The 15315-nt window shown below is 57.7% G+C and carries 14 protein-coding genes and 3 pseudogenes; 5 read left to right on the top strand and 12 right to left on the bottom strand.

Translation table 11 applies throughout. From position 1 onward, the window contains the following. The first annotated feature begins 25 nt into the window (after nt 1-25). On the top strand, nt 26-1036 hold the full coding sequence (locus Q9R34_RS20215) for a substrate-binding domain-containing protein (RefSeq protein ID WP_033755610.1): 1011 nt from the start codon (nt 26-28) through the stop codon (nt 1034-1036). 232 nt (nt 1037-1268) lie between these two features. Here Q9R34_RS20215 and Q9R34_RS20210 read toward each other — a convergent pair whose 3' ends face one another. From Q9R34_RS20210 to Q9R34_RS20200, 3 genes and pseudogenes are all read right to left on the bottom strand, one after another. Further along, entirely contained in the window at nt 1269-1493 is a 225-nt protein-coding gene (locus Q9R34_RS20210) for a hypothetical protein (RefSeq protein WP_033755612.1), read from the bottom strand. A 166-nt stretch (nt 1494-1659) separates the two neighbouring features. After that, nucleotides 1660-1815 (bottom strand): annotated as a pseudogene (locus tag Q9R34_RS20205) (DUF2256 domain-containing protein); the annotation flags it as partial. Next, on the bottom strand, nt 1815-3035 hold the full coding sequence (locus Q9R34_RS20200; RefSeq protein WP_048782062.1) for an MFS transporter: 1221 nt from the start codon (nt 3033-3035) through the stop codon (nt 1815-1817). The gene Q9R34_RS20200 and the pseudogene Q9R34_RS20205, both read right to left, overlap by 1 nt. A gap of 443 nt (nt 3036-3478) precedes the next feature. Between Q9R34_RS20200 and Q9R34_RS20195 the strand changes: the two genes are divergently transcribed. Continuing rightward, nucleotides 3479-4630: a glycosyltransferase gene (locus Q9R34_RS20195; protein WP_084885405.1), complete on the top strand. Its 1152-nt coding sequence runs from the start codon at nt 3479-3481 to the stop codon at nt 4628-4630. A gap of 23 nt (nt 4631-4653) precedes the next feature. Here the strand turns inward: Q9R34_RS20195 and Q9R34_RS20190 are convergent, their stop codons facing one another. The 4 genes and pseudogenes from Q9R34_RS20190 to Q9R34_RS20175 form a co-directional block, all read right to left on the bottom strand. Further along, complete coding sequence (locus Q9R34_RS20190; protein ID WP_033755617.1) at nt 4654-5307, bottom strand: DUF1109 domain-containing protein; 654 nt, start codon at nt 5305-5307, stop codon at nt 4654-4656. Next, nucleotides 5294-5848, bottom strand: coding sequence for a sigma-70 family RNA polymerase sigma factor (locus Q9R34_RS20185; protein WP_033792446.1), 555 nt, complete (start codon nt 5846-5848; stop codon nt 5294-5296). The genes Q9R34_RS20190 and Q9R34_RS20185 overlap by 14 nt, the downstream gene beginning before the upstream one ends. A gap of 60 nt (nt 5849-5908) precedes the next feature. After that, a complete protein-coding gene (locus tag Q9R34_RS20180) occupies nt 5909-7147 on the bottom strand; it encodes a protein-disulfide reductase DsbD family protein (RefSeq protein WP_485896094.1) in 1239 nt (412 codons plus the stop codon). A gap of 23 nt (nt 7148-7170) precedes the next feature. After that, nucleotides 7171-7734 (bottom strand): annotated as a pseudogene (locus tag Q9R34_RS20175) (peroxiredoxin). 183 nt (nt 7735-7917) lie between these two features. On the opposite strand from Q9R34_RS20175, the gene Q9R34_RS20170 reads away from it, so the two are divergent. Beyond that, the gene (locus tag Q9R34_RS20170; protein ID WP_033755621.1) at nt 7918-8844 is read left to right on the top strand and encodes an Rpn family recombination-promoting nuclease/putative transposase; all 927 of its coding nucleotides are present in this window, start codon (nt 7918-7920) and stop codon (nt 8842-8844) included. 73 nt (nt 8845-8917) lie between these two features. Here Q9R34_RS20170 and Q9R34_RS20165 read toward each other — a convergent pair whose 3' ends face one another. Together Q9R34_RS20165 and Q9R34_RS20160 are read right to left on the bottom strand one after the other, a co-directional pair. After that, nucleotides 8918-9277: an NUDIX hydrolase gene (locus Q9R34_RS20165; RefSeq protein WP_033755623.1), complete on the bottom strand. Its 360-nt coding sequence runs from the start codon at nt 9275-9277 to the stop codon at nt 8918-8920. Then, nucleotides 9274-9857: pseudogene (locus Q9R34_RS20160) on the bottom strand (GDP-mannose pyrophosphatase). Before Q9R34_RS20160 ends, Q9R34_RS20165 begins: the two are co-directional and overlap by 4 nt. A gap of 81 nt (nt 9858-9938) precedes the next feature. Here Q9R34_RS20160 and Q9R34_RS20155 point away from each other — a divergent pair. Next, nucleotides 9939-10688, top strand: a complete 750-nt coding sequence (locus Q9R34_RS20155; RefSeq protein WP_103797230.1) for a DeoR/GlpR family DNA-binding transcription regulator — start codon at nt 9939-9941, stop codon at nt 10686-10688. Nucleotides 10689-10773: 85 nt separating this feature from the next. On the opposite strand, the gene Q9R34_RS20150 is transcribed toward Q9R34_RS20155, so the two are convergent. The 3 genes from Q9R34_RS20150 to rluF all read right to left on the bottom strand — a co-directional run bounded on the left by Q9R34_RS20150 (nt 10774) and on the right by rluF (nt 13444). Continuing rightward, nucleotides 10774-11454: a type 1 glutamine amidotransferase domain-containing protein gene (locus Q9R34_RS20150; RefSeq protein ID WP_103797229.1), complete on the bottom strand. Its 681-nt coding sequence runs from the start codon at nt 11452-11454 to the stop codon at nt 10774-10776. Nucleotides 11455-11552: 98 nt separating this feature from the next. Further along, nucleotides 11553-12158, bottom strand: coding sequence for a TetR/AcrR family transcriptional regulator (locus tag Q9R34_RS20145; protein ID WP_103797228.1), 606 nt, complete (start codon nt 12156-12158; stop codon nt 11553-11555). A gap of 410 nt (nt 12159-12568) precedes the next feature. Further along, nucleotides 12569-13444, bottom strand: a complete 876-nt coding sequence (rluF, locus tag Q9R34_RS20140) for a 23S rRNA pseudouridine(2604) synthase RluF (RefSeq protein WP_033755631.1) — start codon at nt 13442-13444, stop codon at nt 12569-12571. Between the two features lie 310 nt (nt 13445-13754). Between rluF and Q9R34_RS20135 the strand changes: the two genes are divergently transcribed. After that, complete coding sequence (locus tag Q9R34_RS20135) at nt 13755-15185, top strand: purine-cytosine permease family protein (RefSeq protein ID WP_103797227.1); 1431 nt, start codon at nt 13755-13757, stop codon at nt 15183-15185. Nucleotides 15186-15315 lie beyond the last annotated feature (130 nt).

Below are 15315 nucleotides of genomic sequence, written 5' to 3'. Positions count from 1 at the left end.
TTGTTTCATTAAATGTCGCATTGATGTGAAAAAAACCAGACGCGTTACCATTGCCGATATCGCCGCGTTGGCAGGCGTATCTAAAGCAACCGCCAGCCTGGTACTGAATGGCCGGGGCAAAGAGTTGCGCGTAGCGAAAGAGACGCGCGAAAGAGTACTAACGCTGGCGCGTGAACATCACTACCAGGCGAGTATCCATGCGCGCCTGTTACGTGAGAATCGTAGCCATACGCTGGGTCTGGTGGTGCCTGAGATCACTAATTATGGTTTCGCAGTTTTCTCTCATGCCCTGGAAAATCTCTGCCGCGAGGCGGGTTTACAGTTGCTCATCTCCTGTACGGATGAAAATGCCGGGCAGGAGCGGGTGGTCGTGGATAACCTTGTGGCGCGTCAGGTAGATGGATTAATTGTGGCATCAAGCATGCTCAGCGACAGCGACTATGTGAAGCTGAGCGAACAACTGCCGGTGGTGCTGTTTGACCGCTACATGAGCGATACCAGGCTGCCGCTGGTGATCACCGACTCTGTGACGCCTACCTCCGACCTGGTTGAAAGGATGGCGCGCGCTAATCCCGACGAGATTTATTTTTTGGGTGGGCAGTCGCGCCTTTCTCCTACCAGAGACCGTCTTGCGGGCTTTATGGCGGGACTGGAACGTGCAGGCGTTACGCCTCGTCCGGAGTGGATCATTCATGGTACTTATCACCCCAGCAGCGGTTACGAAATGTTTGCAGCGCTTTGTGCCAGACTGGGCCGTCCTCCTAAAGCGATATTCACTGCTGCCTGCGGGCTGATGGAAGGCGTTTTGCGCTATATGAGCCAGCACCATTTGCTCAGTAGCGATATGCGTATGGCCAGCTTCGACGATCACTATCTCTATGACTCGCTCTCTGTCGCGATTGATACTATTGAGCAAGATGTTCCCAGACTGGCCCAAGAATGTTTCACTCTGTTGACTGCGATGATTGGCGGCGAAGAACCTACTAACCAGCAAACGGTATTACCGGCAACCGTTAAATTACGTGGTAAACATTAATCTGAGGCTTGCCTTTTGTGTATACACTGGATCATAATTCGCATAATCATAATTATGTTAAATGTGATCGCGATATTCATACCGCCTCGATGTTCTGTCCGCTACCCTACTTTATGCAAAACCCGCGCTACCCGTTATTTTACTGCGCCTGATAGCTCACAGCGCCGTTCAGATCTTACAGCCTCACCTGCACGGCGAACTCAGGGCCGCCCGGGCAGCCCTGAAACCCAGCTTACTGCGCCTGCTGTTGATTCTTTTCCGCGTCCTTTTTCTCTTTTTTATGGGCCATATGATGGCCTACGGCGCAGCCCGCCGCCGCGCCGGCGACGGCATGATCTTTGATATGCCCGGCCGCGCCGCCGACCGCTGCGCCTTTGAGGCAGCCCTTCGCCTCAGCCTGGGAGGCGACCGACATCAGCAGGCCCAGGGTAATCACTAAACACGACAGTTTACGCATTTGAACGCTATCCTCATAAGAATTAACAGCACATTGCCGATAAGCAGCCCGATGAGCATAGTCGCAATGTTAGGCCCGTAGAGGGTAATACGACTACCGTTGTCATTCTGTTGAGGAATCGTTGCATGTTTATGTGAAGAGCACCCATTGCGCTTCTCGGGTTAGCGTCGGCGCCGCGCTTTGCTTCCCGGCGACAGCGTTCGGAGCAGTACTGCACCTGATCCCAGCACTTTTCCCATTTTTTACGCCAGGTCATCGGCTTCTTGCAGTTTTTACAATAGCGTACCGGCAGCGACTGTTTGTTTCCCTTAAAAACGCGCATTATTTGCCTCTCTCAGGTTCAGCATTATCGCTTCTTCGCTCGAACCGACCGCCCACCCACCAGAGCGCGAGCGCCGTCAGAGCGATAACGCCCAGCGCCGCGAATGCCGTGCTGTAGGAGTAACGCGCGGCAATGGTGCCCGCCAGCGCCGGACTCATCGCGGCGCCCGCCCCTTGCATCAGCATAATCGCGCCCTGCCCTGCATTGGTATGCCCGCTTCCCGCCAGCACGTTAACAATATAGCCCGGCACCGCCACGCCCAGCAGTCCGGCCGCCAGGCCATCCAGTATCTGAACCGGGATCATCCCCAGGGCGCCAGGCCAGGCAGAGGCGATAGCAGCGCGCAGCGGCAACACCAGCAGCGCCGCCGTAATCAGTAGTGAATAGCCCGACTTTTGCGCGCGGCTGGCGGCAAACAGGGCTACCGGGATCATCACGCACTGCGAAATCACCACGGTGGCGGCTGCATAAACGCCGGCAGGCATCGTCCCGTCATGGGCGGCGGCGGCACGCATGCTCAGCATGGGCAGCAGCGCGGCATTGCTGAGATGGAACAGCAGCAGCGTCAATCCGGTGATGATAATGGCGGGGTTGCGCAGAATAACCGAAAGCCTGGGCACCGCAAGCCGGTGGTCATCGCCGCTTAATCCGCGCGCAAGGCGATGATCGATATCTTCATGCCGGATAGCTAAAACGGAAAGCGCCGCGCAGAGCGCCATGGCGGTCATCAAAACGAAGACGGCGCCTGTTCCCCACCAGGCGACGGAAATCCCGGCGATAATGGCCGCGGTCATATTGCCGCCGTGGTTAAAGGCTTCGTTATGGCCCATCTGGCGGCTGAATCCATCTGGCCCAGTCAGGCCAAGCGTGATGCCGGTCAGCACGGGCGCGATAAATGCCGCTGCAAGGCCGGTGAGGATCTGCGAAAAAAGCGTTACCCATGAATCGGGAAAATACCAGAGCAGCAGCGTCGACACGGTAATGACCAGCGAGCCGACAATCAGCAGCAGGCGCTTATGGCGCGTCGCATCCGTTATCAGTCCGGCGGGAAGCGTGGCGAACAGGCCCGCCAGACCGCCGGCAGACATCACCCAGCCGATATCATCCGCTCGCCAGTGATGTTCGGTGAGGAAGATGCCCAAAAACGGGCCCAGTCCGTCCCGCACGTCCGCCATAAAAAAATTTACCAGACAGAGCGCCTGAAGCGATCGCAGCGTCATACACATCCTCGTTAATAAGTTTACGATTATCGGGGATAAACCCCGCTTCGTTTAAGCCTGGCACGGAAAGCGAGGTTGCGTAAAAAACAGGGGTCACTGGCCAGCTAAACGCCCTGCTACCCTGTCACCCGCGTCTATAACGCATAAAAAAAATTAACTGATAAATAAATCAGTTTGCATTAAGTAAAGAAGTAATAAATAGCGTCCCGGTGTAACCAAAAGAGACAAATGCTCAAACCGGATTAGCTGATAATAAATAGAGATAAGGCGAGAGCGAAGGAATAAATATTAAATAAATTAAATGAAAAAGGGAATGTTCCTATAATTATGCTTTGCTTTACTCGGTGGCGGAATTAAAAAGATGTTGATTATATAATCACTTCACCTGAGCGTGCTTTTTCAGCGTGTCACCTGTTGCTTCCGGAATTTTATCAGGGGCTTATATGAAAATAATAGTGAGCGGGCGCGGCTACCCGGAAAAAAGAAACATTATCGTTAACGAGCAGTACACCTACCTTGATTTTCGTTATAAAAATATATGGCTTTACATCAATAAAATAAGACAGAAGCTGGCGCGTGCTAATAAGGTCTTTATCTTCTGGCCTTTCCGTTTCCTTATGCCGGCGGACACCCAGGTCATCCATCTGTTTAACGAGGTGGCTCAGACCCGGCAGCGCTGGATCGCCACCTTTGAAACCGAGCTGCCACGCGTTCTGCCGGTGCCGGGCGTGCCCAAACTCGCCAATCCCGCGCTAAAGAAGGCGCTCAGGCTGGTCGCCGCGCCGCAGTGTGTGGCGATCGTGGCGATGTCTGAAGCCGCAAGGCAGATTCAGCTAAAACTGCTGGAAGCCTTTCCTGACGAGGCGGCAGCCATCATCCCTAAAATGCATAAGCTGCATCCCCCGCAGCCGGTGCTTTATGACGGGCCGCGCGATACGCCTGACAAAAAGCTAATTTTTACCTTTGTTGGTAATGAATTTTATCGCAAAGGCGGCGCCGAGGTGGTGCTCGCTTTTAGCGAGCTGGCCGAAGAAGGGGTAATTAATGCCGATACCGTCGAGGTGAATATAACAGGCGATCTTAACAATAGGTATAACATCGCGCATGGCAAATATCAGGATGAAGCCGCTTTTTACAGTAAAATTGAACAATCGCTAACGCGATATAATATTTTTACTCATGCTACCTCCAGACCCAACAGCGAGCTCATCGCGTTATTTAAGCGCGCCCATGTCGGGCTGCTGCCTAGCTGGCAAGATACCTATGGCTTTTCCGTTCTGGAAATGCAGGCGTGCGGCTGTCCCGTTATCACCACCAACGTGCGCGCGCTGCCTGAAATAAATCCGGACGCCGCGGGCTGGACCCTCGCCTGTCCTCTGAACGCGATGTTTGAACTCACCGTGGCGTCCGTTGAGGATAAAATAGCGCTGAGGCGTCTGATGGTGGCCCAGCTGAAAGCGCAAGTGCTGGCGATCCTGGCGGACCGGGCGTCTGTTCTCTCCCGTTCTCAAAACGCCCTGCGGCGAATCGAGACGCACCATAATCCGGCGCGTTTTAAAGAGAGCCTCGACGCAATTTATGCGCTGGCGCGGTGATGCAAGCAGCAGGGCCGCGAGAGTCAGATTCGCGCGTCGCCTTCCAGACGGACCCAGCGACGTCCGGTCGCCACCGTGAGCGCAACCAGCGTCAGGCCCGCTGCCAGATGCATTAAAAAATCGATCATATGCAGCTGCGTGTCGTGGCAGAGCGACAGCAGCATCGACGACATAAAAGCGATGCCGCATCCCGCCAGCGCCAGACTTTTTGCCGGAAAGAGCGAGCGGGTACGATAGAGGCTGAACACCGAGATCGCCATCATCGGCAGGCCCGCGCACAGCATAAAGAGATAGCAGTGAATGCCCTCGCCAAAGCGTCCTGCGCCAGCGGGCACCTGCGCGGCGGTCATGTTGCCGAGATTGAGCGCCAGCCACGCCAGCGCCGGCAAAAGAAGGTAACGCAGCGCGGGCGGCTTCCGTCCCGCCAGGCTAAGGGTAAAGGCTCCGGCGATAGCGCCGACGCCCAGCATAAAAGACAACAGCAAGGCCGCTATCGCCAGCGGCGCGCCGGGCTGCGACCAGTCGGTGTAGCGGCTGTGTAGCGCCCAGCTGCCGAGCGCGCCGCAGGGCAGCGCCGCCGCGATCCAGCCAGTGACGCGCCATGCCGTTGGCCAGATGCGTCTGACCGGCTGCGCTGACGCGCTGAGCTGTTCGATAAGTTGGTCATGATTTCTCATGCTTGCCACTTCCAGATTTACGCAGGTTGAGCATTGCGCGGTGCAAAAGCGATTTGACCGCAGAAAGCGAAAGATTGGCCTCAGCCGCCGCCTGGGCCAGGCTCTGTTCGCGCAGGTGAACGGACTCGACGATCTGTCGCTGACGTGCCGGCAACGCGCCTAAACAGTCGTTTAGCGCATCCTCGCCCGCATCGGTCTCGTTCGTTTCCGTCGTCTGGCGGTGAAGGACGTCCTCGTCCTGCACTTCATGCTGGCGGCCACGCTGACGCAGGGCGTCGATCGCCCTTGCCGAAGCGATAGCCGCCACCCAGGGCAGCAGGGGACGGCGCGGATCGTAAGTGTGGCGCACCCGATGTATCGCCAGCAGCGTCTCCTGAATCACATCTTCAACCAGCGCGTCGTCGGCGATTTTTTTGCGCACCAGGGCACGGATGGCGGGCACCATCGCTTTCAGAAGCTGGTTATAGGCGGCTTTATCGCCAGCCTGCGCGCGGGCCATTAAGAGAGGCCAGTGCTGAGCGCGCGCGTCAGTGGCGGGCATCGCCCGCGCTTAAAGGCTGAACCATCCGCCCGGCTAAGAGGTTAATCAATATTCACCCGTTCACGTTTTCTTTCCGCTTTCAGCGGCCTGCTCAAGCGCCGAAATAACGATGCCCGGCGTCAGGACCTGCGGCAGCACCAGCGGTTTTCCGCCGTTTGCCGGATAAACCACATAGAGCGGCAGCCCGCCTCGCCCGAAATCGCTGAGCGCCTGCTCGACGTCCGGATTATATTTCGTGGAGTCCGCGACCATATAGATGGTGTCGGTGCGCGCCATCGCCGCTTTCACCGCCTGAGTCGACAAAGAGGTGCGGTCGTTAACCTGGCAAGTGATGCACCAGGAGGCGGTAAAGTTCACCAGTACCGGCTTGCCCTGGCCTTTAATCGCATCCACGTTCTGCGGCGACCAGGCGACGGCCGCCGCCGCCACGGCGCTCCCGACGTTCTCTTCAGGCGCGGCAACGCTTTTCAGATTGATCAGCGGCGGCACCAGCAACAGCAGGAAAACCGCCGTCGTCAGATGCAGCGCCCAGTGGCGACGTCCCATCATACGGCGTTTCTGCGCCATGCCATATAGCCAGGCGGCAAAACTGAGCAGCAGGCAGCAGCCGAGGATCGCCGCCAGCGCCGCCGAACCCGCCTGGCGTTCCAGCACCCAAATCAGCCAGCCAACGGCGCCCAGCATCGGGAAAGCCAGCCCGTGTTTCAGCGTCATCATCCAGGCGCCGGGTGGCGGCAGCACGCGCGCCAGTACCGGGAAGAAGGCGATCAGGGTAAAGGGCGCGGCGAATCCGAGCGCCAGCGCGATAAAAATCACCAGGCTGACGGCGGGCGGCTGCGTCAGCGCATAGCCGACGGCGCTGGCCATAAAGGGCGCGCTGCACGGGGTCGCCACGACGATAGCGAGCGCGCCGGTGAGCGCCGACCCCACTAAGCCGCCACGATTGCCGCCCACCTCGCCTGCCCGCTGCAGGGAAAGCCCAATTTCAAACACGCCGAAGAGATTAAGCGCCGAGGCCAGCATCACCAGAATCAGCAGCGCGATGACCATCGGCGACTGTAGCTGAAAGCCCCAGCCGACCGAGGCGCCGCCCGCTCGCGCCAGCAGCAGTACCCCCACCAGCGCCAGCATCGTCACGACCACGCCCAGTAAAAACGCCAGCCCCTCGGCGCGGGCGTGCGCCGGTTTGTCGTGATGGCGGATCAAACTCAGCGCCTTCAGCGAAATCACCGGGAATACGCACGGCATAAGATTGAGTATCAGGCCGCCGAGAAACGCGGCGGCGATAGCTGTCAGCATGATAATTTCACCTGGTTCAGGGGTCAGGCAGGATTGGCCTGACGATATTTTTTCACTGCGTCCATCGCCTTCTGGATATGCGCATCCGGATTTTTGTCGGTATAGCTGAGCAGAATTTTGCCGTCCGGGGCGATCACGTAAGAGGTGCGATCGGAAAAAGTTTTCCCTTTAAAATCCATAGTGCTTTTGTATTCCGCCGCCACTTTGGCGCCGGGATCGGCCGCAACGGTGAATTTATCGCGGCACTCGAGCTGCGAGAATTTCGCAATCTGGTCGGTATTGCCCGCGGTCACGCCAATGACCGTCGCGCCCTGCTTGTTGAATTCGTCAGTCGCCTCGGCGAAATCGTGCGCTTCCAGCGTGCAGCCCGCGCTGAAGGCCGCCGGAAAGAAATAGAGCACTACCGGCCCTTTCTGCAGCGCCTACTGCAAAGAGAAGGTGGTCGCTTTACCGGCCAGCGCCGCGTCGAGTTTGAAATCGGGCGCCTTGTCGCCGACCTGCAGCGCGGCGAACGCCGAGGCGACAGGCAGGCTCAGGGCGAGAAGCGTGGCGGCCGCCAGCGTTTTCAGGTTGTTTTTCATCGGCATCTCATTCTTCTCCGTGGGTAATCAGGCGACATGCCTGGAGGATATAATCAAAGGTTCGTCAGCCGCTGCGGAAAAGTTTCGCTGCCGGAAAATATTTTTGCGGCAGGGCGATTCCTGAACCGGCGCGGGTACCTTGTGATACTATGCGCCGAACGGATTTCAGACCGCATGAGGCGCATCGGGATGCATAAAAACAGTACGCCGACCCCGCACGACGCGGTGTTCAAAACCTTTCTCTCGCACCCTGAGACGGCGCGCGACTTCATGGCGCTGCATCTGCCGCCCGCGCTGCTGGCGATCTGCGATCTCTCCACGCTGAAGCTGGAATCCGGCAGTTTCGTCGAGGATGACCTGCGTCCTTACTACAGCGACGTGCTTTACTCGCTGAAAACCGGCGGCGGGGATGGCTATGTGCACGTCCTGATTGAGCATCAGAGCTCGCCGGATAAGCATATGGCGTTTCGGCTGATGCGCTATGCCGTGGCGGCGATGCAGCGTCATCTTGATGCCGGGCATAAAACCCTGCCGCTGGTGATCCCGGTACTTTTTTACCAGGGCAAGCGCAGCCCTTATCCTTACTCGATGAACTGGCTCGATTCGTTTAGCGAACGTGAGCGGGCCGCGGCGCTCTATAGCGGACATTTTCCGCTGGTGGACGTGACCGTGATCCCGGATGAAGAGATTATGCAGCACCGCAGCATGGCGGCCCTGACCCTGCTGCAAAAGCATATTCGCCAGCGCGATCTTCGAGGACTGCTCGATCAGCTGGCCACGCTAATGCTGACGGAATTTATGACCGGACAGCAGGTGATGGCGCTGGTAAACTATATGCTTCAGGCCGGCGAAACGCCGGACGCGAAAGCGATGATTCGCGAACTGGCACAGCGCGTGCCGCAGCATGAGGATGAACTGATGACCCTTGCACAACAGCTTGAGCAGATAGGCCTGAAAAAAGGACTGGAACAAGGGCTGGAACAAGGCCGCCAGCTTGGCGAGCGTGAAGCCAGCCTCAATATCGCCCGAAACTTGCTGAAAAACGGTATGGACGTGCCTTCAGTGATGAAAGTGACGGGCCTGTCCGAAGAAGATCTGCAGCAAATCCGCCACTAAGTCCTGCCTGACTCATTACGCTTAGCCGCCGCGCCTTCCGGCGGCTAAGCTGTCACCCGCTTCGCTCTGTTTACTACGGCTTGATGACAGGCAGGCTTTCTGGCGAGGTGAAGATCGTCAGCCCGAGGGATTGGCCAAGGCGCACGTCATTGTCGGCGCCCTGCGACGCGCCCGGCATGCGCAAAATGGCGTCGCAGCAGGCGATTAAGCGATGCGCGACCGGATAGAGAAATCTCTCGCTGATCTCGTCGCCGATGTGGGCCGATCCTGCGGCGGCCGCGAGCGGCAGCGCCAGCCACTCGCCGATCACCGGCGTATGTCCGCGCTGATAAACCTCCAGCGCCATGCGGTTCATCTTCGCCAGGTTGGCATCGATCAACGCCGGATCGCCGTTCGTGCCGCTGCGAACCGGGCCCGCGATCAAAATCATCATTGGCTGTCCCCTTCGAAAACGGCGCTGAGCGCCAGGTGCTGCAGCAAGATGATGGTCTTGGCATCTTCAATCTCGCCGCTGCGGATCGCCGCCAGCGCGCGGGCGAAAGGCCACTCCAGCACTTCGATATCCTCGCCCTCTTCCGCCAGCCCGCCGCCCTTGCCGCGCCGATCGTCGTCATGATATTCGGCGATGAAAAAGTAGAGCTTTTCCGTAACGGATCCGGGGCTCATATAAGCCTCCAGCACCTTCTCCGCATGCGTAACCCGGAAGCCGGTCTCCTCTTCCGCCTCCGCGAGGATGCGCGCTTCGGGCGAGGCATTGTCGAGCAGGCCAGCCGCCGCCTCGATTAAATAGCCGCTATGGCCGTTGATATAGACCGGCAGGCGAAACTGGCGGGTCAGCACCACGCTTTTACGCGCGCGGTTGTAAAGCAGAATGACCGCGCCGTTGCCGCGATCGTAGGCTTCACGGCTCTGCTCTTGCCAGCTGCGCGCTGCTGCTCAAAGGTATATTTCTTCAGCGTGTACCAGTTATCGGATAACACCTGCTCGTGCAGGTGACGTATGTTCGGCTGCATGTTTTCTCCTCAGGAAGGTGACAAAAAACACGCTATCATGCATAATCGTGCAACATCAAGAAAAAACAAAGGCGTTTCTTTATGCTGAGTTCACAGCGCAAGCAGCAGATCCTGGCGATACTCGCCGAGGAAAAACAGGTGATGTCCAGCGAGCTGAGCCAGCGCTTTAGCGTCTCAGAGGACTCGATACGGCGCGATCTTCGCGAGCTGGCGGCGGAAGGCTTGCTGCAGCGCGTACACGGCGGCGCGCTGCCGGTATCTGCAGCGGTGGCCCCTTTTGAAACACGCAAAAACGTGCATGCCGGCTCCAAGCAGCTTATCGCGCAAAAAGCAGTCAGACTTATCCAGCCCGGTCAGGTCGTGATTATCGACGGCGGCACCACCACCGAAGCGATGGTGCGGCAGCTGCCTGCGGATCTGGCGTTTACCGCCGTCACCCACAGCCCGAGCGTTGCCGTGGCGCTGGTCGACTTCCCTCAGGTCGAGGTGATTATGCTTGGCGGACTGCTCTATCGTCACTCTGTCGTGGCGGTAGGTGCAGCGGTGCTGGAGGCTATCGCACGCATCAATGCCGATCTTTTTTTTATGGGCGTCACGGGCGTTCATAAGAACGCAGGATTGACCACCGGCGACTATGAAGAGGCGGGAATTAAACGGGCGCTGGCGGCGCGCGCCTCGGAAACCGTGGTAATGGTATCGCAGGAGAAGATGAATTCGGCCTCGGCGTTTGCCATCGGCGATTTGACGCTGGCCAGCACGCTGGTGGTCGACGGCGAGCCGGATGCGGAGATGAAGAGGCTGCTGGCGCAAAAGCAGATTACAGTGATTTAAAGGCGACGCATCTGGGGCGAAAACGGCGAGGAGACGACCGGCGCACCCTCGTCCGGGCTAAGGTGCGCCGCCGCAGAATAAGCGATTACTTCGCTAGCGCTTTCAGCAGCTGCGCCGCCGTTGCCGCCGATGAGCCCGGGTTCTGTCCGGTGATTAGCAGGCCGTCCTGCACTACCCAGGAGCCCCAGTCTTCGCCTTTGGAATAGAGGCCGCCTTTGGCGATCAGCTCATCCTCCACCAGGAAAGGCACGATGTTGGTCAGGCCGACGCCCTCTTCTTCGCTGTTAGCGAAGCCGGTCACTTTTTTACCTTCGACCAGCGGACGCCCCTCTGCGGTTTTCACATGGCGCAGCACGCCCGGCGCATGACAAACCAGCGCAACCGGTTTTTGAGCGGCAATAAAGCTTTCGATCAGGGCGATGGAGTGCTGATCTTCCGCCAGATCCCATAACGGGCCGTGGCCGCCTGGGTAGAACACCATATCGAAGTCGGAGGCGGAAACGCTCTCCAGGCGTACCGTTGACGCCAGCTGCGCTTTGGCTTCTTCATCCGCCTCGAAGCGATGGGTCAGATCGGTCTGGAAATCAGGCTCATTGCTTTTCGGATCCAGCGGCGGGTTGCCGCCCTGCGGCGAGGCCAGGGTAATTTCGGCGCCGGCGTCTTTAAAGGCGTAGTAAGGTGCGGCCAGCTCTTCCAGCCAGAAACCCGTTTTACGTCCGGTGTCGCCCAGCCGATCGTGCGAGGTCAAAACCATTAATACTTTCATGTCTGTTCTCCGCTTAATGAAGTTGCCATTTAAATAGTAGACCAGTCGTCTAGATTCTGCTGATAAAAAAAGTCGTTGCCGACCTTTTTTGCCGCCCCTCAGGAGGCAGCGTTAAGCATTTGCTGCGTCAGCGCCATGGCTGATGCAAACGGCCGCTTGTTGCGTACAATCTTGACCATCACGCTGGCGCCGAGCCAGAGCTGATAGAGAGTTTCCGCCACCACGGCCGGCTTCTCTTCAGTGCGCAGCGACCCTTCCGCTACGCCCGCCTCAATGGCGTCCGTCAGGCGCGCCACGATGCCGGCGGTGCCCTTTTCCAGCGTATGGCGCATCGCTTCCGAGAGATCGGCCACTTCGACGCCCAGCTTGACGGCCAGGCATTTGCCCTGACAGTCCTGAAAAGATTGCGTATCCTGCCACTGCTGCCAGTAGTGCATCAGCCTTTGCTGCATCGTGCAGTTGGGCTGGCTCAGCGTCTCATCCATATTCGCCAGATAGTCGTCAAAGTAACTTTCCAGCATAGCGACGCCAAAGGCATCTTTCGAACCGAAGTAGTGATAGAACGAGCCTTTCGGCACGCCTGCTTCCGTCAGAATTTCGTTGAGACCGACAGCCGAGTATCCTTTGCTGGCCATAATGCGCTGGCCGGTGTCCAGGATATGTTCGCGAATGCCTTCTCTGTGCTTGTGAGCGACTGTGTTCATGAATTCAAAATAGCCTTTATTAGACCGGTCGTCTAGACGCGGGCGCGATTTTTTTGCGTCTACTTTATCATGGATTATGCTAAAGCGTTAAAAAGCTTTTTAATCAACGGGATAAAAGAAGCAGCATGATGAAAAGAAAATAGCCGTAACGGTTTGCCAGGGCGGCGCCGGCGATCACAACGATCTGGCGATACCCGGCGCCGGCTGACCTGCGGTTCTCCGGGCCGGGAAGCGGGCTTCGCCTCGATCGGCTGGTGCTGGACGGCCGGTGTATCTTCATCTGGACTGCGATACGCTCGCGGAGAGCGCTTTTTTCAGGCATTGAGATCGCCGACGTCCAGCCCGCCTGGCAGCGCGTCAATATCGCCCGAACCGCTTATCAACGCGCTGCCGCCGTTATGGCGCGGGCGTTAACGCCCCTTCTTCTTGCGTCCTGGCTGGACAAAGCGTTTGCGGTTGCCGGCGCGGTCGTCGCTCTTTTCGCTTTTCTTCGGCGCGCTGCTGATAACCGGCTTTTTCACCGCGCTGCTTTTCGCGGGCGTCTTTTTCTTTGCGGGCTTCTCTTCCGAAGAGGAGTTTTCGATTAGCTTAAACAGCTCCGCCAGCTCGTCGTCGGTAAGGTCGCGCCATTCGCCCAGCGGAATGCCCTTCAGGCTGACGTTCATAATGCGCGTGCGCTCCAGCTTCGTGACCTCAAAGCCAAAATGCTTACACATGCGGCGGATCTGACGGTTCAGGCCCTGCACCAGCGTAATGCGGAAGACAAACGTGGACTCTTTCACCACTTTGCATTTTTTAGTGACGGTGCCGAGCATCGGCACGCCTGCGCCCATACCGGCGATAAAGTCGTCGGTGATCGGCTTATCAACGGTGACCACATACTCTTTCTCGTGGTTATTGCCCGCGCGCAGGATTTTATTCACCAGATCGCCATTGTTGGTGAGGAAGATCAGTCCCTGGGAATCTTTATCCAGTCGGCCGATAGGAAAGATGCGCTCGCTGTGGTTAACGAAGTCGCGAATGTTGTCGCGTTCGCCCTCTTCCATAGTGGTGATGATACCGACCGGCTTGTTCAGAGCGATCAACACCAGATCTTCTTCGCTGCGGGGCTCAATCAGCTGGCCGTTTACCTTGACGCTGTCACCCGGAAAGACCTGCGCGCCGACGGCAGCGCGTTTGCCGTTGATAAACACGTTGCCCTGTTCGATGTAGCGATCGGCGTCGCGGCGCGAACAGATTCCGCTCTCGCTGATGTATTTGTTCAGGCGCGTGGATGCGTTAAGCAAGGGAAACCTCCAAAAAGCGCGGACTATACAATAATCTTGCGGGTAAATCCTGCGCTTACTGCAGGTTAGCCCGTTCTTCTCATCTGCTGTTTTTATCGCGGCGGCAGACTGCGCTTATGTAGCATATTCTTGCGCGCTTTTCTCTCTGTTCGTCATGCCAGGCTTGCCAGCGCCATCACAATTTCCAATGACCCGCCGCCTTGTAACTTTTAAAACGGCATGACAACATCCGTACATGTATATACATGTAGCGTCGCAACGGTTAACAAAGGGCAGATAATAATTAACACTTCAACCTGGCGAGGAACCTATGTCAGCGGAACTTCCTGCATCAGCGCGTTCAGACGGCGAGAGCCAGCGGCTTTCTGAAACCCGATCGATCGATTTTATTCCCCACCGCGAACGTCACGGACATCCGTTCAGCCAGTTCACGCTATGGTTCGGCGGCAATCTGCAAATTACGGCTATCGTCACAGGCGCGCTCGCCGTGGTGCTGGGCGGCGATGTGGTCTGGTCGATTATCGGCCTGCTCGTGGGCCAGATCATCGGCGCGGCGGTGATGGCGCTGCACGCCGTGCAGGGACCGCGACTGGGCCTGCCGCAGATGATCACCAGCCGCATTCAGTTCGGCGTCTTCGGCGCGGTGATCCCGCTGGTGCTGGTATGCATTATGTATATCGGCTTCTCCGCCAGCGGCACGGTGCTGGCCGGTCAGGCGATGGCGAAGCTGCTGCATATTAATAACGCCGCCGGGATGATCCTGTTCAGCCTGATCATTATCGTGATTGCGGTGCTGGGATATCGCGTTATTCATAAGCTGGGCAAAGTAGCCAGCGTCATCGGCGTGCTGGCGTTCTTCTATCTGTTCGTCACGCTGCTCTCAACCCACGATTTAGCGCCGCTCTGGCAGAATCGCCACTTCGCTTTCTCAACCTTTTTACTCGCCGTCTCTCTCTCCTCGTCATGGCAGATCGCGTTTTGCCCCTATGTCTCCGACTATTCGCGCTACCTGCCGCAGGAGGTCTCCGCGAAACGTCTGTTCAGCGCGGTGTTCTTCGGTACCGTGCTCGGCACCCAGGCGTCGATGACGCTGGGCGTTATCGTCGCGGCTATCGCGGGCAGCGCCTTCTCCGGCAATGAGGTGGGCTATATCGTTGGCTTAGGCAGCAGCGCCACCATGGCGATGGTGATCTATTTTGCCATTTGCTTCGGCAAGATCACCTTTACCACGCTGAACGCCTACGGCAGCTTTATGTCGCTGACCACCATCGTTTCCGGCTTCAGCCGGCAAACCTCCCTGAGCCGGGGCGGACGGATTGGTTTCGTAGTGCTGATGGTGGCGATCTCCTGCGGTATCGCGCTGATCAGCGAGCCTGCTTTTCTTAAATCGTTCACCCACTTTCTGCTGTTCCTGCTGGCCTTTTTCGTGCCCTGGAGCGCCATCAGCCTGACCGATTTTTACCTTATTACCAAAGGCCATATCGACATTCCCGCGCTGTCGCAGCCGGACGGGCGCTACGGCCGCTGGAACTGGCCGGGCATCGCCACCTATTTTATCGGCGTGCTGATCCAGCTGCCTTTTATCGATAATCCGCTGCACCACGGCTCGCTGACCTGGATTTTCGCCGGGAATGACGTCTCGTGGGTTATCGGCTGGTTCGCTACGGCGCTGCTGTGGCTGGGGATGCGGCGTTTCGACCGCCGCGGTGCGCTGAGCGCGACGCGCTATCCGGTACAGTGAGTAAAAGCGGTGTGACCCTCTCACAGCCGTAAAAAAGGGGTGTCTGTGAGGGGGGCATTTCTGGCCGCAGGCTGGCGGGAAAGAGCCTCAGTGGCGGATTTGTGCCAGACCCTTTCCGGAAATCCCGCTC

This window comes from Enterobacter sp. BRE11 (assembly GCF_031844285.1).
Lineage (GTDB): Bacteria > Pseudomonadota > Gammaproteobacteria > Enterobacterales > Enterobacteriaceae > Pantoea.
This window is presented reverse-complemented; position numbering and strand designations above follow the sequence as displayed.